The 19,026-nt window shown below is 40.4% G+C and carries 22 protein-coding genes; all 22 read left to right on the top strand.

The genetic code is table 11. The features are described 5' to 3' along the window. Positions 1-108: 108 nt before the first annotated feature. The 22 genes from UB32_RS04800 (at position 109) to UB32_RS04700 (ending at position 18,906) form a co-directional block, all read left to right on the top strand. Positions 109-1,197 (top strand): ABC transporter substrate-binding protein, encoded by a 1,089-nt coding sequence (locus UB32_RS04800; RefSeq protein ID WP_044391673.1) that lies wholly within the window; start codon positions 109-111, stop codon positions 1,195-1,197. Beyond that, the gene (locus UB32_RS04795; RefSeq protein ID WP_044391672.1) at positions 1,187-2,044 is read left to right on the top strand and encodes an alkaline phosphatase family protein; all 858 of its coding nucleotides are present in this window, start codon (positions 1,187-1,189) and stop codon (positions 2,042-2,044) included. Before UB32_RS04800 ends, UB32_RS04795 begins: the two co-directional genes overlap by 11 nt. Continuing rightward, complete coding sequence (locus UB32_RS04790; protein WP_241768422.1) at positions 2,022-2,870, top strand: ABC transporter permease; 849 nt, start codon at positions 2,022-2,024, stop codon at positions 2,868-2,870. The genes UB32_RS04795 and UB32_RS04790 overlap by 23 nt, the downstream gene beginning before the upstream one ends. Beyond that, entirely contained in the window at positions 2,867-3,757 is an 891-nt protein-coding gene (locus tag UB32_RS04785; RefSeq protein ID WP_044391671.1) for an ABC transporter permease, read from the top strand. The genes UB32_RS04790 and UB32_RS04785 overlap by 4 nt, the downstream gene beginning before the upstream one ends. Further along, positions 3,754-4,770 (top strand): ABC transporter ATP-binding protein, encoded by a 1,017-nt coding sequence (locus UB32_RS04780; protein ID WP_044391670.1) that lies wholly within the window; start codon positions 3,754-3,756, stop codon positions 4,768-4,770. Before UB32_RS04785 ends, UB32_RS04780 begins: the two co-directional genes overlap by 4 nt. 31 nt (positions 4,771-4,801) lie before the next feature. Then, entirely contained in the window at positions 4,802-5,617 is an 816-nt protein-coding gene (locus UB32_RS04775; protein ID WP_044391668.1) for a DeoR/GlpR family DNA-binding transcription regulator, read from the top strand. Then, positions 5,589-6,584: a histidinol phosphate phosphatase domain-containing protein gene (locus UB32_RS04770; RefSeq protein ID WP_044391666.1), complete on the top strand. Its 996-nt coding sequence runs from the start codon at positions 5,589-5,591 to the stop codon at positions 6,582-6,584. Before UB32_RS04775 ends, UB32_RS04770 begins: the two co-directional genes overlap by 29 nt. Before the next feature lie 231 nt (positions 6,585-6,815). Next, positions 6,816-7,706 carry an acyl-ACP desaturase gene (locus UB32_RS04765; RefSeq protein ID WP_044391664.1) on the top strand — a complete coding sequence of 297 codons (891 nt, stop codon included), beginning with the start codon at positions 6,816-6,818 and terminating at the stop codon, positions 7,704-7,706. Between the two features lie 181 nt (positions 7,707-7,887). Further along, positions 7,888-8,538: a phosphatase PAP2 family protein gene (locus tag UB32_RS04760; RefSeq protein WP_044391662.1), complete on the top strand. Its 651-nt coding sequence runs from the start codon at positions 7,888-7,890 to the stop codon at positions 8,536-8,538. A 193-nt stretch (positions 8,539-8,731) separates the two neighbouring features. Next, complete coding sequence (locus tag UB32_RS04755) at positions 8,732-9,349, top strand: DedA family protein (protein WP_044391661.1); 618 nt, start codon at positions 8,732-8,734, stop codon at positions 9,347-9,349. A 27-nt stretch (positions 9,350-9,376) separates the two neighbouring features. After that, complete coding sequence (locus UB32_RS04750) at positions 9,377-10,186, top strand: undecaprenyl-diphosphate phosphatase (RefSeq protein WP_044391718.1); 810 nt, start codon at positions 9,377-9,379, stop codon at positions 10,184-10,186. 520 nt (positions 10,187-10,706) lie between these two features. After that, a complete protein-coding gene (locus tag UB32_RS04745) occupies positions 10,707-11,465 on the top strand; it encodes an ABC transporter ATP-binding protein (protein WP_052806953.1) in 759 nt (252 codons plus the stop codon). After that, complete coding sequence (locus UB32_RS04740) at positions 11,465-12,220, top strand: ABC transporter permease (protein WP_044391660.1); 756 nt, start codon at positions 11,465-11,467, stop codon at positions 12,218-12,220. Before UB32_RS04745 ends, UB32_RS04740 begins: the two co-directional genes overlap by 1 nt. Position 12,221: 1 nt before the next feature. Next, positions 12,222-12,761, top strand: coding sequence for a hypothetical protein (locus UB32_RS04735; RefSeq protein ID WP_044391659.1), 540 nt, complete (start codon positions 12,222-12,224; stop codon positions 12,759-12,761). Further along, positions 12,754-12,975 carry an aspartyl-phosphate phosphatase Spo0E family protein gene (locus tag UB32_RS04730; protein ID WP_044391658.1) on the top strand — a complete coding sequence of 74 codons (222 nt, stop codon included), beginning with the start codon at positions 12,754-12,756 and terminating at the stop codon, positions 12,973-12,975. Before UB32_RS04735 ends, UB32_RS04730 begins: the two co-directional genes overlap by 8 nt. Before the next feature lie 92 nt (positions 12,976-13,067). Next, the gene (locus tag UB32_RS04725) at positions 13,068-13,742 is read left to right on the top strand and encodes a PepSY domain-containing protein (protein WP_044391654.1); all 675 of its coding nucleotides are present in this window, start codon (positions 13,068-13,070) and stop codon (positions 13,740-13,742) included. Positions 13,743-13,908: 166 nt separating this feature from the next. After that, positions 13,909-14,583, top strand: coding sequence for a response regulator transcription factor (locus tag UB32_RS04720; RefSeq protein ID WP_044391652.1), 675 nt, complete (start codon positions 13,909-13,911; stop codon positions 14,581-14,583). Next, positions 14,580-15,989, top strand: coding sequence for a HAMP domain-containing sensor histidine kinase (locus UB32_RS04715; protein WP_044391651.1), 1,410 nt, complete (start codon positions 14,580-14,582; stop codon positions 15,987-15,989). The genes UB32_RS04720 and UB32_RS04715 overlap by 4 nt, the downstream gene beginning before the upstream one ends. Positions 15,990-16,100: 111 nt before the next feature. After that, positions 16,101-16,700 carry a DedA family protein gene (locus tag UB32_RS04710; protein ID WP_044391649.1) on the top strand — a complete coding sequence of 200 codons (600 nt, stop codon included), beginning with the start codon at positions 16,101-16,103 and terminating at the stop codon, positions 16,698-16,700. 202 nt (positions 16,701-16,902) lie between these two features. After that, positions 16,903-18,075: an MGDG synthase family glycosyltransferase gene (locus tag UB32_RS04705; RefSeq protein WP_044391647.1), complete on the top strand. Its 1,173-nt coding sequence runs from the start codon at positions 16,903-16,905 to the stop codon at positions 18,073-18,075. 16 nt (positions 18,076-18,091) lie between these two features. Next, positions 18,092-18,223: a hypothetical protein gene (locus tag UB32_RS20680; RefSeq protein WP_277813876.1), complete on the top strand. Its 132-nt coding sequence runs from the start codon at positions 18,092-18,094 to the stop codon at positions 18,221-18,223. Further along, entirely contained in the window at positions 18,208-18,906 is a 699-nt protein-coding gene (locus UB32_RS04700) for a polysaccharide deacetylase family protein (protein WP_044391645.1), read from the top strand. The genes UB32_RS20680 and UB32_RS04700 overlap by 16 nt, the downstream gene beginning before the upstream one ends. Positions 18,907-19,026: the final 120 nt, after the last annotated feature.

Raw genomic sequence — 19,026 nt, 5'->3', positions numbered from 1 at the left:
AAGGAGGCAGTCTGTATAGGTTTCCGCTAAGGTGCGTTGTGAATATCCAAAAAGGAAAAAAATCATCGATCAATAGACTGAATAAAACAAAGACAGGGAGAGATTATCATGAAATGGACCAAATTTAAGGCAGCAGTGGGAATAGGGATGATTTCGCTAGCGTTAGCAGGCTGTGGAAGCGGGGAGAAGAGTACTGCATCAAATGTGAATGAAAAGGATTCGGTTGACACAATCACAGAAAAAGCGAAAACAGAAGGAGAGATCGCGACTGTAGGCATGCCGGATACATGGGCGAACTGGATTGATACATGGAACGGAATAGAAGCGGAATACGGAATTACGCAGACTGATACGGACATGTCAAGTGCCGAAGAGTTGGCGAAATTCGAATCAGAGGGTAAGAATGGCACAGCAGATATTGGCGATGTCGGCATTAACTTTGGGCCGTTGGCAGAAAAGAAAGGATTGACGATGCCATACAAAACTTCTTATTGGGATGAGATTCCTGAATGGGCCAAAGATGATAACGGCGACTGGCTGTTAAGTTATACAGGTACGATTGCTTTCATTACAGATAAGCAAAATGTAGACAAAGCACCAACTTCTTGGAAAGACCTTGCGAATGGAGACTATAGCATTTCAGCTGGAGACGTAACGAAAGCGACCCAGGCGCAGTTTGGGGTGCTGGCAGCAGCGCTTGCGAATGGCGGAGATGAAAAAAATATCCAACCAGGAATAGAATATTTTAAGGGAATTGCCAAAGCCGGCCGCTTGACTTCAGCGGACGTCAGTGTAGCGAACTTAGAAAAAGGGGAAATCGATGTAGCAATAATCTGGGACTTTAACGGGTTGAATTATCGTGATCAAATCGATCCTGAGCGCTTTGAAGTAACGATTCCAACGGATGGGTCAGTGGTAAGCGGATATACAACGGTTATTAATAAAAATGCTCCGCATCCAAATGCAGCGAAGTTAGCGAGAGAGTACATTTTATCAGATAAAGGTCAAATTAATCTAGCAAAGGGATATGCCCGTCCGATCCGTGATGTTGCGCTGCCGAAAGAGGTTCAGGCTAAGCTGCTGCCAACTAAGGCATATGAGAATGCAAAGCCAGTGAAGGATTACGGTGCATGGGATCAAACTGCCATTGAGCTACCACAGTTATGGCAGCAAGAGGTGTTAGTCAATGCCAAATAATAAAGTGATCATGATTACATTGGATGGCTGTCGTTACGACATTGCCATCCAGCAATTAGGATTTTTAAATCACTTCGTGGAAAAAGGATTGGCCAGCCGATTTAAGGTGCGCTCTGAAACGCCTAGTAATTCGAGGCCTCTATATGAAGTATTGCTGACAGGTGTCCCCACCTATGAAACTGGAATCTTTACCAATTATTCCGTTCAAAGGTCGAAAGAGCAAAGTGTTTTTTCCCTGGCAAAAGAAGCTGGGATGAAAACGGGCGCTGCTGCTTACCACTGGGTAAGTGAGCTGTACAATCGGGCGCCGTATTCGATGCTTGAGGATCGGATTCAGCACGATGAGGACCGGAATATCCAGCATGGGATCTTTTATTCGGATGATACCTATCCAGATTCCCATCTGTTTCAGGATGCTCATCATATCATTCATACCTACAAGCCTGACTTTATGTATGTGCATTCGATGAATATTGACGATGAAGGACACAAGCACGGCGGAAATTCGATTCAATACCGTCAAGCGGTCAATCGCATCGATACGATATTAGGGATCTACCTACCGATTTGGAAGGAAATGGGTTATCAACTGATCGTCACCTCCGATCATGGAATGGATGATTTCGGGAATCACGGCGGTACGATGCCGGAACATCGAGAGGTTCCGTTATTCCTATTTTCAGATTGTATCAGAGCACATACTGGTTCGAAAGAAGTCGAACAGCTTCAATTAGCTCCGCTTGTCTGCAGCATGCTCGGAATTGAAAAGGGGCATAAGATGCAGGAACTAGACTGGGGCGTGTTGAAAAGCGAGGAGGATTCACTTGAAAAGGAAACAATCGCGTAAAACGATATTGCTGCTGGTGCCGTTCTTTCTCATGACCGTGATGTTTTTAGTGATTCCTTTGGCGATCATGGTGAAATCGAGTTTTACGAGCGAAACCACAGGAGGATTCACCTTTGCCAATTATTTCGAAGTCTTGACCAATTCCTTCTATTCGCAGTCCTTTCTGAACAGCGGATTGATTTCTGGATTCTCCGCTATTGCTGGGCTTATACTGGCGATCATTGTCTCTTACGCGATGACCAATTTGCCGGACAAGCTCCAGGACAAACTGACCGTATACATCAATCTGGCCGCGAATTTTGCCGGGGTTCCGCTGGCGTTTGCTTTTATCATCCTCCTTGGAAATTCAGGGGTATTCACGCTATTTCTCGAAAGGGCAAACCTCCCGCTGTTCGGCGAATTTAAGCTCTATTCATGGCAGGGATTAGCGATCACCTACTTGTATTTCCAAATACCGCTCGGGATTCTTTTTATCTATCCTTCCTTGAAAAAAATAAAAAAGGAATGGAAGGAAGCGGCTTACATGCTGGGGGCTTCAAGTGTGACGTATTGGAGAAAGGTTGGACTACCTAATATTATGCCAAGTATTGCGGGAACCTTCATTATTATGTTTGCCAATGGCATGGGCACATATGAAACAGCTTATGCCTTGACGGGCAGTAATATTAACCTGGTCACCATCCGGATAGCTGCTCTTGTATCAGGCGATATCTATGCACGGCCGGTGATTGGCAGCACGCTTGCCGTCCTGTTTGCGGCCATCATGATGGCAATTCTGGCCCTTTCCCAAATGCTGCTGAAGAAGGTTAGGAGGGATTTGGCATGAAGGCAAAAAAAACACATTACACTAGTTATCTAATCCTTGCCATATTTGGTTTGTATATGCTTTTCCCGTTTGTCTCCACTTTCTTTTACGCGACATCGACAAAGTGGTCGAACACGATGCTGCCGAATGATTTTACTTTTAAATGGTTTATTCAGCTGATAGAGGATCCAAATTTCGCTGCCGCTGTCATCCGGTCTTTTGCCTTAACGTTCACGTCATTGGCTGTTGTTCTCGTTGTGATGGTGCCAACCGTGTTTCTCGTATATACGTCCTTCCCGAAGGTGGATCAATTCATGAAAGGGCTCGTTCTCATGCCATATGCGATACCCGGGGTTATTTTAGCTACGGGACTGCTCAGGATGTATTCCGGTACCGTGATTCCGATGTATTTGGTGCTAGTAGGCGCTTTGTTTATTGGTTCATTGCCCTTTATGTACCAGGGGATCCGCAATAGTCTGGAGAGCATCCAAACGAAAAAATTAATCGAGGCTGCCGAAATTCTTGGGGCCACCCGATTGACATCCTTCATCAGAATCATCTTGCCGAACATACGGCTTGGCTTGCTGATTACAACTTTATTGATCTTTTCCGGCTTTTTTGGCGAATTTGTTCTTACCAACCTATTGATTGGCGGCCGTTATGAAACAATCAGAATTTATATGCTGAGAAGGATGAATGAGAACGGCCACCTGGCAAGCTCGATAATGGTCGCTTATTTTCTCCTGTTAATTGGGATCAGCCTGGTGATTACGTATTTAACTTCTCCGGATAGAAGAGGGCCAAAGAAATCGAAACGCCATCAAATTCTTGGGAACAGAATATCGATTGCAGAATCTGTGTCTATTTTAAAAATCGGAGTCAAAAAAGAAAAGAGGCAGAGAATATGAACTTTATCGCCATCGATCATGTATCTCTTAGCTATGGGGATAGCAAAGTTTTGAAAGATATTTCCCTTACGATTGAAAAAGGAGAATTGATTACCTTACTCGGGCCAAGTGGTTGCGGGAAATCCACACTGCTTCGTGTACTAGCTGGTCTAGAGACGTTTCAGGAGGGAGAAATATATTTGGACGGAGAGGAAATCAGCGAACGGGCGCCAAGGGACCGGAATGTAGGGATGGTGTTTCAATCATACGCATTATTTCCTAATATGACCGTCTTTGAGAACATCGCCTTTGGCTTATCGGTTAAAAAATTGTCCAAATCAGTCATCAAGGAAAAAGTGAACGCTGTCTTGCAATTGGTGAATTTAGAAGACAAAGCAGATTATTATCCTGAACAATTATCCGGCGGACAGCAGCAGCGAGTTTCGCTAGCGCGTTCCCTAGTAATCGAGCCTAAAGTGTTATTATTAGATGAACCTTTAAGTGCTTTAGATGCGAAAATCAGAAAACAGCTGCAGATGGATATTCGAGCGCTGCAGAAAAAGCTTGGAATCACGATGATTTTTGTGACGCATGATCAGGAAGAAGCAATGATTTTATCAGACCGAATTTTCGTCATGAGTGAAGGGGAAATCGTTCAGCAGGCGAGCCCTTCTGAACTGTATGCCAAGCCGAAAAGCAAGTTTGTCGCAACCTTTATCGGGAATTATAATATTTTGTCAGCTGATGAGCTGAAGCAGTTGGATTCCGCTTTTTCACCGAAACGCATAAACAACAAATATGCAATCCGCAGTGAAACGATTCGTCTTGAACCAATTCCGGGCGAAGAAGCGATCCGCTTTCACGGAAAGCTTGAGCACACGATTACATTGGGAAGTACCATTCGCTGTTACTACAATACCGGTTCAGTGCAACTAACAGTTGATTTGTTAAATCGCGACTTAGAGAAAAGGGAACTGGACCAAGATGCAGAATTGTATATTCATCGGGATCATATAGTCGCGATAGAGGGATAACAGAAATGACAGATGGATAGAGGGCAGGGAAATGAATAAAAATCAGCGTCATTACTTTATATTAGAACAATTGCAAAAACAGGAAAGAGTGTGGGTGACAGAATTGGCGAGCTGTCTGGAAGTAACGCCGGAAACTATTCGCAGGGATTTAGCCGAACTCGAAATGAATGAAAAAGTCAGTCGGGTTCACGGTGGAGCGGTAGCTTTCAGCTCAGGGGAGAAAGAGATGGTGTATGCCAGGAAGCTGTCCCTTCATCTTGAAGAAAAGAAACAAATTGCCAGAATTGCAGCAGGAATGATTCAAGATGGCGATACGATTGGGGTGGATGTAGGCACGACTACTGTGCATATTGCAGATATGCTGGAAGATGTGCATAGCCTGACGATTGTGACAAACTCCTTGAGTGCAGCCAATCGATTTAATCTGGCAATTGAAGAAGGAAGGATTACAGCGGAGGTGATTATGCTTCCAGGTGTCACGAATCCATATCAGCTATCGGTTAAAGGAATGTACACAGTTGAATTATTAAGAAGATTTAATTTGAATAAAAGCTTCCTTTCTTGTGGTGGACTGACTCATGAGGCAGTGTTTGACTTTGATATCGAGGAATCACTCGTATCAGAGATGATGATGAAGCGAAGCCGCGAAGCCGTCCTCCTGACAGATTCCTCAAAACTGAATAAAAAATCCCTGTTTGAAATAGCACCGATTTCAAACCTGTCCTATATCATTTGCGATCAAGAAAAGCCAGTTGACTGGCAACAGAATCGATATGAATGGATCAGTGTTGATCCATCCTCGAGAAAGGATGGAAATCATGAAGGTAGACTACCATATCCATCTTGAAGAAGGACCTTACTCTTTTTCCTTTTTGGAAAAAAGTTTACAGGCAATCGAGCGTTTTGAACCGAATAAAGAGTTGCGGCACTCTAAAGACTGGCTATATGAAAGCATCGAAAAAATAAACAGAAGGTTAGCCGAAGGGGAATTGTCCAAATGGTGGCTGGACCTTTATCTGCAGGAAGCTTTAAATAAGGGAATAAAAGAAGTTGGGATAGTCGATCATTTATACCGATTTAAGGAAACAGAAGCATACTTCAGAAGGTTCATGGATGTATCATCAAGTGAAACTGGCGTCAAACAAGCGGAATGGCTGGAAAAGGTGATGGTCAGGAACCTGGATGAATTTGTCTGTTTTATTCATTCCCAGAAAGAAGCCTGGAAAGCAAAAGGGGTACAATTGAAACTGGGGATCGAAGCCGACTATTTTGTCGGCGGTGAAGCAGAGCTCAAGTCCCTGTTGGCTGGATATGACTTTGACTATGTAATCGGATCCGTCCATTTTCATCAAGGCTGGGGCTTTGATAATCCCCAGCTTCAAGAAAAATTCTGCGAACACGACTTAATCCAGCTCTACGAAGGTCATTTTGAAACCGTGAAAATGGCAGCAAAAAGCGGGTTATTCGATTTTATTGCCCATCTTGATAATATGAAAGTATTCAAACACCGACCGAACGAGGGGTCCTTATTAGGAATGTATACAGGAGTAGCGAAGGCATTAGTTGAAAACAATGTCGGGACTGAAATCAATCCAGGCTTGTATTATCGCTACCCCGTCAAGGAAATGTGCCCAAGCCCCCAGTTTTTTGATGTCCTGGTCAAAGAAGGTGTATGCTTCACGATGTCTTCTGATTCACATTTTCCAAACGATCTCGGCATTTACTCCGATCAAATCAAAACCATGCTGATGGAAAAGGGGATAACCGAAATTGCCACTTTCGAAAAAAGAAAAAGAGTCATGAAACCACTATAAGGTGCAGACGATTCCGCAAGGAGAATAGAAAAGTGCTGGATACAAAAAGGATAGCGATTTCGCTAGCCTTTTTTCTTCTTATTTTGACTAGAACCATTAAAATGCTTTAACGGAATCCCTTTTCTTAGTTTTCTATAGTGGTAATATGGTAGAATGAAATTAGTAACAGGTACTATAAGTTAGTTATAAAAATGAAAAGACAACAAACTTTATTCTCATGGAGGGTGTATTTTGCTAACTAACCATTTAGATTTCAGACTTGAACCAAAGGTCAGGGAGTTATATGAAGAACATAAGCAGAGAGCGGAAAAAATCGACTGGGGTTACCATGAATTTCTGCCTTGGGATAAGGCGCAGGACTTCAGACGTGTTCCATGGGATGAAAGCCAGGTGACATTACCTGCCTCTGTGATCACTGCCGTGGAAACTGCTCTCCTAACAGAAGTGAATTTGCCGTGGTTTACCTCTTATTTAGACCAGACATTCAAAGGTTCTTTAACGGTCATCAAAGATTTTGTACACACCTGGACAGCAGAAGAGGACCAGCATTCAAACCTGCTGGAAACCTATCTATTAATCACTAGGAATGTCAATCCTGACCGCCTCCACCAGCTGCATAAGCAAACCGTTGAAAATGGCTGGAATCCAGATTTCCACACGCCATTTGAAACGATGGTGTATACCTCTTTGCAGGAGCTGGCGACGATGGTATTTTATAATAATGTCGCAAAGGTAGCAGGTCCTGACGATCGGGATTTATCAAGCCTGCTGCGGCGCCTGGCAAAAGACGAAACTTTGCATTACGCTTTTTACCGCGATGTCGTTAAATATCATCTGCAATTGGAGCCGAATTACTGTTATCACCTCGGGCATGTGATCATGAATTTCAAAATGCCAGGCGCGATCATGCCTGATTTTGAAGATCGGATGGCTATTATTGCCAAGGAAGCCAACTATGGACCACTCGAGTATTTTGACCAAGTGCTTGATGTCATTGTGGACTACTGGGAAATTGAAAAGCTGCGTCCGATTGCTCCGGAAGCGGAAAAAGCAAGACTGGAGATCTTGAGGTATCATGCGCGCTTAAAAAAGGTAAGAGACCGGTTTTATAGAACAAAATGAGCAGGAAACCAGCGGGGTGCTCCGCTGGTTTTTTGCAGTGGCGATAATAGTGTTGGAAGTGGGATACAAGAAAAGATTGTGAAAATTTTTTAACCCTTCCATCTTTAAATTTTCATTCTCCATTGTTACTCTTGATAATATGAAAACAGAATTTTACTTTATCATGAAAGGAGTTAATTGGATGAAAGAAAAAGGGCATGTAATTAGCGCTCTTGTCATAGGGTTTATTTCCCTAATTGGGTTTAGTTTTATCGCGGTTCTAATTGGCGTTGGTAAGGTAGCTGAATTTGATCAAGCGTTGATTTCCTTTATCCGGGGTTTTGAAACACCTGCACTTACTTCGATCATGAAGTTATTTACGTTTATCGGTTCGTTCCCTGTTGTATTGGTGATATTTCTTATCGTGTCTTTTATTTTTTACAGGGTCCTGAAATCCCGGACCGAAATTTTTTTGGTAGCAGCAGTTATCGTCGGAACACAAGTCATTAATTTGCTGTTAAAACTCCTGTTTCATCGTGCGCGGCCAGACATTCATTTGTTAATTGATGTTGGCGGGTATAGTTTTCCAAGCGGACATGCTATGAGCGCTTTTGCAGTTTATGGTATTTTAACCTTTGTTTTTTGGCGGCATATCCCGAAATCTATCGGACGAATTAGCCTTATTATAGGAAGCAGTATGTTTATTCTTTTTATAGGGATGAGCCGCATTTATCTGGGGGTACACTATCCGAGCGATATTATCGGAGGTTACTTTGCTAGTGCGGCATGGCTAACTGTAGCGATATGGTTCTTCCAATCGTACAAAGAAAGACAATGGGAAAAAAGTTCCTAATAAAAAAGTGATTTGTTGTGAAATTCATGGTAGGATGGCAAAGGATAGATAAATGCTTTTCCAAATAAGTAGGCGCAGAATTTTTTATGAAAAAATTTTAATGATCGTAACATAATGTTTTCATCCGTTTTTGGTACTTTAATAGAGGAATTTGTTTTAGGATTATCTTAATTTTTTACAAAAGGAGAATTTTATGGAAAATTGGATCATCGATATTATGAATAATTATGGGTATTTTGGGATTTTTCTCTTAATAATGCTGGAAAACATCTTTCCTCCGATCCCATCTGAGGTCATCCTTACTTTCGGCGGTTTCATGACCACGACCACAAGTATGAGTGTTCTAGGAGTCGTGATTGCCTCGACTATAGGATCAGTAGCAGGGGCAGTTGTTCTATATGCTATTGGCATGCTGATTAATGTTAATCGACTCGAAAAAATCGTCGACAAATGGGGCCATTTTTTGCGTCTTACCAGAAAAGATCTTTATAAGGCGCAATCTTGGTTTGACCGGTATGGCGTTTGGACGGTTTTCTTTTGCAGATTTATCCCGCTAATTCGAAGTTTAATCTCGATTCCAGCTGGTATGGCACGGATGAATTTTTGGCTGTTTTTCCTACTTACAACAGTGGGAACAATGATTTGGAATATCGTTTTGGTTCAAGTGGGTGCAGCTGTTGGTTCATCCTGGCATGATATTGTCAATTATATGAACATCTATTCAAATATTGCCTATGCAATCCTCGCTGTGTTGTTCCTAATTTTAGTAGTGATGTATATAAAAAAGAAAACGAAGAACAGCAACGATTAGGAGTGAACGTAAGTGGATTCAGTGAATATGATTGAACTAGTGAAATATGTGTTTTTGGGATTCGTTCAGGGAATAACGGAGCCAATTCCTGTCTCTTCAAGTGGACATTTAGTATTATTTGAGCATTTTTTTGGCTTGCAAATTTCAGGATTAAGCTTTGAAGTGCTGGTCAATTTTGCTTCGTTACTCGCTGTATTGTACATTTACCGGGCGGACTTGATTCAATTAACAACCAATAGTGTTTCGTATTTGTTCGCTTCAGATAAAACAGAAAGCATGAAAAAAGATTTTTATTTTGTTGTGTATCTGATCGTTGCTACGATACCCGCTGGAATTATTGGCATTTTATTCCAAGACCAAATTGCAGCTGTTTTTAAAGGTGTAAAGGTCATTGGCTTCACTTTAATCATAACCGGTATTGCCCTTTGGTTCATTCGAAATCTGAAGGGTAGGAAAGATGATGGTGAATTAACACTCAAAGATTCGATTCTTATTGGTTTATCTCAAGCTGTGGCATTAATTCCGGGTATCAGCCGGTCAGGTGCAACCATCGTATCCGCCATGGCGTTAGGAACCAAACGTGAGACAGCTCTTAGATTTTCCTTTTTCCTTTATATACCTGTTAGTGTAGGCGGGATGATCCTGTCGCTTTCCGATTTAATTCACGACCCAAGAATAGGAGAACTCTTTCTTCCCTATACACTAGCTTTTATTGCCTCGTTAATTGCTTCTTATTTTTCATTAAAGTGGTTTATAAATATTATGAAACAAGGAAAACTAGGATACTTTTCCATCTATTGCTTTGTCGTTGGAACCGCAGTCGTTCTATTTGGGTAAATAACAGACACACCACTGGATTACTTGTGAGGTGGTACAAAAAGTCAACGATCAAAAGAATCGTTTCTTAGTGCAATTCACAAATAAATTCACCATATCAATCACATACAAAAAGCTTAGGGATATCCCTAAGCTTTTTGTGACTATTAAATGGCTTGAATCTTCCACTCGGTTTCCGAATGGGTCCGAACAAGCGCCAACTTCGGACAGGTTTTGGGTGAAAAGGTGAAAGCAGTCCGAACAAGCGCCAACTTCGGACAGGTTTAGGGTGAAGAGGCGAAAAGTAGTCCGAACAGGAACCAACGATGGACAGGTTTTGACAGGCTTTGCGTTCGTTTATAAGTTTATATAATTCCTTCTATTTAGTTCCCCATATTGATTTCATCCACCGTTTGTTTCAATTATGAAAAATTTTTCATGGAAATTTTAATTTGTGTTTTTTTAATCTTCGGGAGAGATTCATAGTCATTCTCTATTGTATATCTGTACTTAAAAAGTTGGTATACGAGGAGGGTTTGGAATGATTAAGGCAACAAACTTAACAAAACAATATGACAATGGCTTTGTCGCTGTTGACTCTTTGAATCTTCAAGTGAATAAAGGAGATATTTATGGATTCCTTGGCCCAAATGGAGCAGGGAAAACGACGACCATTCGCATGTTAAATGGGTTAATAGAACCTAGTAATGGATCGGTAACCATTGAAGGAAAAGTCGTGAAAAGTGAAAATGGATCAGTAAGCAAATTGATTGGGGTTTTGCCGGAATCTCATGGTTACTATAATTGGATGACCGGCCGAGAGTATTTACACTTATTTGCTGAACTTTATGGCGTTGAAAAGACACGGAGGAAGTCAAGGGTGGAAGAGGTTCTTGACTGGGTGGGAATGGCCGGGAAAGCAGATATTCTAATTGGGCAATATTCTCGAGGGATGCGGCAGCGGATCGGGATTGCGAAAACGATTGTCCACGAACCATCGATTATCTTTCTGGATGAGCCAACATTAGGTCTGGACCCACAAGGGCAAAAGGATATTCAATCGATTATTACAAGATTAAATCAAGAACAAAATGTAACTGTTTTTATCACTTCCCATTTATTAAAAGAAATCTCAGAAATTTGCAATCGTGTAGCGATAGTCAAACAAGGAAAACTGCTGGAAGAAGGGTATTTAGAAGAATTAATCGATGGCTATCGCTTAATTTTAAAGAATGAGAATCCTACATTAGAGGATATCTTCTTCAGTTTAACAACGGATGAAGTTGGGGGGAACATCTAATGTCCAGTTTAATAAAAAAGGAAATAAGGGAGCATGTCTTTTCCCGAAAAGGCGTTTGGATTTTCTTTGCCATTGCCATTCTTTTCAGTGGGTTGACCTATAGTTTCGTCTCGGTGAAGGAACTAAGTTTACTCGCTCAAGTCGAAGTAAACATGACTTTTATGAAAGCGTTGATTGGGATCAGTATTTTAGTCTCTATTATATTAGGATCAACCATGGTTTCTGGGGAAAGAGAGCAGGGAACGTTAGAAAGTCTATTATTAACCCCTTTATCTAAGGTGGAAATAATCCTTTCTAAGGTAATTGGTATTTTGGTATTTTGGTTGATCATCTCTGCAATCTCGCTGCCCTATTTCTATGCCTTGACATATGGAACGAATATGCTGCCTACAATTTTAGCCTATTTGTATCTAATTGGATTGCCGCTAGTTATCAGTTTTTCACTGCTGTCATTAGCGTTTTCCACATGGATTTCTTCAAGTAAAAATGCAACGCTGCTGTCGATCATTCTGTTTCTGGTCACCGCGATCCCGATGTTTCTGTCGACAACAATGAAGAAATCAGGCTTTGCCCATGTAATCGATCTGTCGAGTCCTGTTTCCGCAAGTATGCTGACTTTAAAGGATTGGCTCGTAAATAAATTAAGTTTCTTGACGATTTTTCTGGATAGCCTGCCTGTTTTGGGTTTCTTGGTCATTTCGATCATTTGCTTATTCTATGCAAGTAAAAAAATGGACTTTTTAGGAGGGGAGTAATTTGTTAAAAAAAGCAGGAATCGTTCTGGCGATCCTTCTGGGATTTGTCATAACTGGGCAAAGTGCAATGGCGATGGCACAACCAAATGTAGAGGTGAAAGTAATCTCTCCTCAGCAGGTGAAGGATTACCCAGGGAAAGAAACAACCGTGAAAGCACAAATTACGAACCATACGAGCCAATCGATAAAAGATATGGTCGTCTATATCACAATGGCCGATATGGGCAAAAAATGGACGGTTAATCTAGAAGACTACAGTGCAGATCAACCGCAGCAAGTGAAAGAATTAAAACCAGGCGAAACAAAGGAAATCTCGCTCCCCATTCGCTTCGTCTATACGAGTAATTATTATTTATACGTAACAGCTACAAGTGCTCATAGTTTCGATGTCTATTCAAGCAATGGAATTCCTATTGAAATTATGGGGAATACAAAAATAAATCCGACGATTATACAAGTTGTATCAATCGGAACACCACTACTCATTTTGATTTTGGTGGGGATGAATTTTAGAAAAACGAAAAAGAGGAGAATTGCTTAAGAAAGAAGGAAAGTCTCTGGGAAAAGAGAAAAGCGTACGAGAAGATACAATCGAAAAACGGATGGCAGAAACGCAACAGAAGTTAAACGACGCAGTACAGAAATACGGGTTAAGAAGCAAAGAGGCGCTGCAAATAAGTGAAGAGTTAGACATCATCATCCATCAGCTTATGAAGAAAAAACAAAAAATGAAAATTTTTTCACCTAAAGATTAAGTTAATTTTAAATTCCATTCAGACTTACTTCATGGTGGAAGCCTAAGATAAAGATGTACCACAGTTTAGATAATACGAGGAGGAAGTAAAAAATGAAGAAAAAGTTTCTTGTACCAGCATTAGCAGCAGCGATCGTAGGTGGAGGAGTAGCAGGCTCTCTAGTTAACTCTTCTGCATTTGCATCAAGCAATGACAGTAATAGTGTAGAGGTAACAGGCCAACAAGAGCAACAGCAATTGGCAAAAGAAGCAACTATCACTAAGCAAGAAGCAATTTCTGCCGCACTAAAAGACGTTGCTGGAAAAGCAACTAACACCGAGCTTGAAGATGAGAACGGTACAGTTGTTTATGGCGTAAGTGTTACTGATAACCAAGGAAAGCAACAGGATGTAAAAGTCGATGCCAAAACAGGTAAAGTTCTAAAAGTAGAGGCAGATGATAAAGAAGAAGGCGAAGGCGAAAAAGGAGAGAAGGCAGAGAAAGAAGGCAAAGAAAGTGAAGCTGCCGATCAACAAGAGCAACAACAATTAGCAAAATCAGCGAAAATCACTGCTGACGAGAGTAACGCAATTGCATTAAAAGAAGTACCAGGCAAAGTAACCAATACCGAGCTACAAGATGAAAACGGCACAGCTGTATATGGTGTAGAAATAACAGACGATCAAGGAAAAGCCCATGATGTAAAAGTGGACGCCAAAACAGGAAAAGTCCTAAATGTCGGTACGGATGATGAAAACGAATCCGAAAGTGGCAGTGAAGAAGAGTAAAATTTGAAAATGCAAATAGATCCTACTTGCTTTTGCAAGTAGGATTTTTTACTAGTATTTATTTCAATTTTATGGGTATTGTATCATATATTTGCTTTTTGGTTTAAGATAATAGTGATATTTTATCAAGTTGAACGGGATATATAAACATTTGGAGGTCGCGAATTTGGATATTTTAGTGATTGAAGATGAAGAAGCATTATCGGAATTTATCGTCCTTGAATTAACGCATGAAGGATACAATGTAACAGCAGCTTTTGATGGGAGAGAGGGCCTTGAGCTTGCATTAGAAAAAAATTGGGATCTGATCCTTTTGGACTTGATGCTGCCAAAGCTAAACGGAATTGAAGTTTGCCGTAGATTAAAGGCAGTGAAGGATATTCCCATTATTATGATCACGGCAAGAGACAGCGTAATGGATCGGGTAATGGGACTCGACAGCGGCGCGGATGATTATATCCCAAAACCGTTTGCGATTGAAGAATTGTTAGCGAGAATTAGAGTCATTATGAGACGGGAGGAAAAACGGAATGATTTGCCGACCCTGCTGTTAACATTTAAAGATTTAGAATTAAATATAGAATCAAGACTACTAAAAAAAGGCGAACAATTGATTGAATTAACGAAAAAAGAATATGATTTATTGTTTATGTTTTTGAAAAATATTAATCGGGTCTTAACAAGGGAAGTGCTTCTGGAAAATATTTGGGGTTATGATGCTGAAATTGAAACCAATGTCGTGGATGTTTACGTAAGACATCTTAGAAATAAACTCGACTCTGACGATAAAGAAAATTATATTCAAACGATGAGAGGGATGGGGTATGTGATGAGAGAATGAGAAACGCAAAAGATTTCCTTCCAAAAAACATGAATATCAAATGGAAATTAACCTTATGGGCAGCCCTTTTAATGCTATTTTTATTTTTTTCTTATAATATTTTGCAGTATTATGTTATCCAGAACTGGGTAGTAAAGCAAGAAAAACAAACCATTCAAAAAAAGATGGATGAGGTAGTCGCGTATATACAGGATTCGAATTTTAAAGGGAATGTTTCGGAAAGTGAACACTATTTAGATGTGCTCAACGAGAAATATCAAATGATTCGAATTGTCCAGGAAAACAATACACCGCTTTTTACAATATCAGACGAGGTACCACAAGGTTGGGTAGACCCGAAACATGTAGCGAAAGAAGAACTGCTGGAATTTTCGCCAAAAGGAGACCGTTTATTGATTCTGCGGGAGCCAATTGAGGTAAATGGCTTTAAAGGGACAGTCGAAATCATTCGTAATTTAGAGAACTTTGAAAGTTTGATCAATCAAATATTTATGTTAGTCCTGATAGCAGGTGTGGGCGCGATTCTGCTTAGTTTGATTGGCGGCAGACTTATTTCCTTTCAACTCCTTAAGCCAATTAATTCAATGATCCGAACCATGAAGAGAATCAAAGAAAATGGGCTGAAGGAAAGGGTCATGATAAACAAGCAACGAGATGAAATGACGGAGTTAGGAGTCATGTTCAATGAACTGATGGATAACCTCGAAAAATCATTTCAGCAACAACAACAATTTGTTGAAGATGCCTCTCATGAATTAAAAACACCGTTAACGATCATACATGGACATTTATCGCTCATCAATCGTTGGGGGAAGGATAATCCTGAAGTGTTGGAACGCTCAATTGATTTGAGTTTAAATGAAACAAACAGACTGATTCACCTTGTTTCAGAATTACTGACTCTCTCAAGAGCAGAAGAATCGACAATCAGTCAGAGCTCATTGGAAAAACTTAATATTAGGATGGTTATGGAAGATATTGTCGAAAATTTTCAAACAATAAACCATAATTTTACGATCTCCTCGACGATTGACGTGGAGGCTGATTTTGCGATAAAAATCCTGAAGAGTCATCTAGAACAGATCATGATTATTCTATTAGACAATGCCACTAAGTATTCAACAGAACAAAAGCTCATCCAGATTCATGTAAGTCATACGAACAGACAATTGAAGATTGAGGTAAAGGATTATGGAGAGGGCATCCCCGAAGAGGAATTGCCTTTTGTGATGAATCGCTTTTATCGTGTGGATAAGGCAAGAAGCAGGAAGCATGGTGGAAACGGGTTAGGACTAGCGATTGCAAAAAGATTATTGGATCTATATCAAGGAACGTTAGAAATCGATAGTGTTTACGGGAAATGGACAAAGGTGCAAATTACATTCCCGCTGAATGGTTCTTCTTGACTCCATTAGGAAGAACAGAAAATGGGCTATTTTGGTACTAATGCCTAACTAAATAGGGAATGATGAAATGGCACCTCAAGCGTGCACAAATAATTTACATTACGAGGGAATATGAATATTAATACGCTTTTACATTATCTTGATCTATATGGCTATTTGATTATTTTTGGCTTTTTATTTTTAGGAATTATTGGCATTCCGGCGCCGGAGGAGTCATTGCTGTTTTTAATTGGCATCTTAATTTACCATCACAATTTGGCATTCATACCGGCAAGTTTGTCGGCTTTTTTCGGGGCGTTTATTGGCATGCTTTCTGCTTATGCTATTGGAAAATACATTGGCAGTTCTTTTCTGCTTAAATACGGGAAATACGTTGGCATCACCGAAGAACGCATGGAAAAAGTAAAAAACAAATATCGGAAAAATGTCCGCAAAACGATCTTATTTGGATTCTACATGCCTGGGATCAGGCAAATCAGTCCCTACTTTGCAGGACTTTCTAACTTTTCATTTTTGCAGTACCTCGTGTATTGCACGTTAGGAACTATTTTATGGACGCTACCATTTATTTTAGCAGGCTATTATGCAGGGAGTACTTTCCATATTGATCCAAAAATTGTACCGTATTTTGGGCTTTTTCTTTTCTTCCTGTTTTTGCTTTACGTTTTTGGCAGTTTTTTAATCAAGAGAAAAAGGCAAGCAAAGGAATGATTGTTACGCAGCCTCTAGGACGGCTAATCCAATTGCTTTTTTTGTCTTGATGAAAATTATTTCATTCTTGTAATAGCCAAATTTTAATCCTAATTTGTTATCTTTATATTGTGAAACACAGATTAGCAAATGGAAAAATAGCTACTGCATTATTAGGGAAAAGTTCTATGGAAAGTCCTATTGAACAGGAGATGAAACAGGTATGAAAAAAATACTATTCTTGCCTTTTTTGCAAATGAGGTCAGGTCATCATCAAGTTGCCGAGGCTTTAATGGATATTGTTACAATGCAATCAAATGACGTGATAGTAAAAAAAATGGACATTTTAAGTTACGCCAATCCAGCGCTAGAAAAAATGATTACGAGCAGTTATTTAAAATGGATTCGTTATGCTCCAGAAACTTACGATTTTGCTTACAAGAAATTGTTCTATGCTGCGTCCACAAACAAACAATCTTTTAAATGGTATTATTTTTTCCTTTTGAAAAAAATGGAGCAGCTGATCACAGAAGAGCAACCGGATTTAATTGTTTGTACACATGGTTTCCCATCATATCTTTTAAGCCAGTTAAAAAGAAAGAGAAAATGTGATGTGCCAGTTATGAATGTGTATACAGATTTTTTCATCAATAGTGTTTGGGGAAGACGTGAAATTGACTATCATTTTCTGCCAAGCAAGGACCTTAAGGCAGAATTCGGTAAAAAATATGGTATTTCGGAACAAAGAATGATTGTCACCGGTATTCCGATCCACGAGGAAATTACTAAGAAAACTTGGTCGCAAAATCAAGCGGAAAGGACCAAAATTTTGATTTCTGGCGGAAATAATGGACTGGGAGAAATCGGGAATCTTTTGGAAGAGTCAAAGGCATCCACGCAAACAGATTACTATGTTTTATGTGGAAATAATCAAAAACTATACGATGAGATTCTTTCATGGAATGTAGATCATATTAAGCCTTTGCCTTATCTTTCATCAAGGGCGGAAATGAACGAATTATATGAAGATATGGATGCTATCATCACAAAGCCTGGGGGCGTTACGGTAAGTGAAGCACTTCAAAAAGGGTTGCCTATTTTTGTTCAATCCGTTCTTCCAGGACAGGAAGAAATCAATCTGCAGTATTTAACGAAAAAGGGTCTGGTATTTAGGCTAAACGATAAAAAATCCTTTGAACAAGAAATTCAGAGTGTCTTGAAGGATCCTATTAAAATGAAGGAATGGGAACAGTCCATCCAAAGCTATCAAGATGGAATCGAAATTGACGGACCAATGCAGATTGCCGAATTGATAACAGGAATTGTGAATCAACAAGCGCTTATGCCTTTAAGGCTGGATGAACAATCCGATGTATACCATTTAGCAAGAGCGTAGTACAGGGGGATAAAAAATGAATGGTCTATTAGGTGAAGGACATACTGATTCGCGTGGAGCTGAGATCAGCAAGGCTGTGGATCAGCTGTCGACGGCTTATGAGCCAATGATGAATGAAGTGAGGGAGTTCGTATGGATTCCCTTCTGATCGCAATAATGGTGCTTGTTTTACTCTATACTGTGATCCCGTATCTCCTTTCCCGTTGGTTAGGGTTAAGGGTAGTGAAACGAGGCAAAGATCCATCAAAAATTGCCTTCACATTTGATGATGGGCCAGATCCGATTTATACGCCGATCCTGCTAGATTTACTAAAGAAAAACGAGGTGAAAGCGACCTTCTTTGTAGTCGGCTCGAAAGCAGAGAAGCAGCCTGAATTGATTAGGCGCATGCATCAGGAAGGCCACTTAATCGGAATCCACAATTTTTTGCATCATTCGAACTGGTTGATGTTCCCTTGGACGGTTCGTCGGGGACTCGAGGACACAGCGAGGGTTATTGAAAAGATTACAGGGGAAAGACCGGTTTATTACCGTCCGCCATGGGGAATGCTTACTCTTTTTGATTTTTTCCGAAGAGGGACCTATCAGATTATTCTTTGGTCCGTTATCGTGGAGGATTGGCGTACCTCTGGTGGCAGTGAAAAGATTAAAAACCGTCTATTAGCGAATATAAAAGCAGGAGACATCATCCTGCTACACGACAGCGGGGATACCCCAGGAGCAGAGTTAGATGCACCGAGGAATACGATAAATGCCTTGAAGGATGTATTAAAACAAGTGAAGGAAAAAGGATTTAAATCCGTTCGCATCGATGAATTGCTGAAAAGGTGAGGAGCAGGGGGGACAGACCCTTTGCTCTTTTTTTGTGGTTTAAGTATGAATTTACTTTGAAAATTGTCCAGCTTCAGCGCCTAGGGAGTCTGTCCGATAAAATTTTTTAGCGTATAATTA

The sequence above is a fragment of the Mesobacillus subterraneus genome (assembly GCF_000934845.1).
Lineage (GTDB): Bacteria > Bacillota > Bacilli > Bacillales > Cytobacillaceae > Mesobacillus > Mesobacillus stamsii.
Note: the sequence above shows the minus strand (reverse complement) of the source record. Positions and strands in the feature narration are given on the sequence as shown.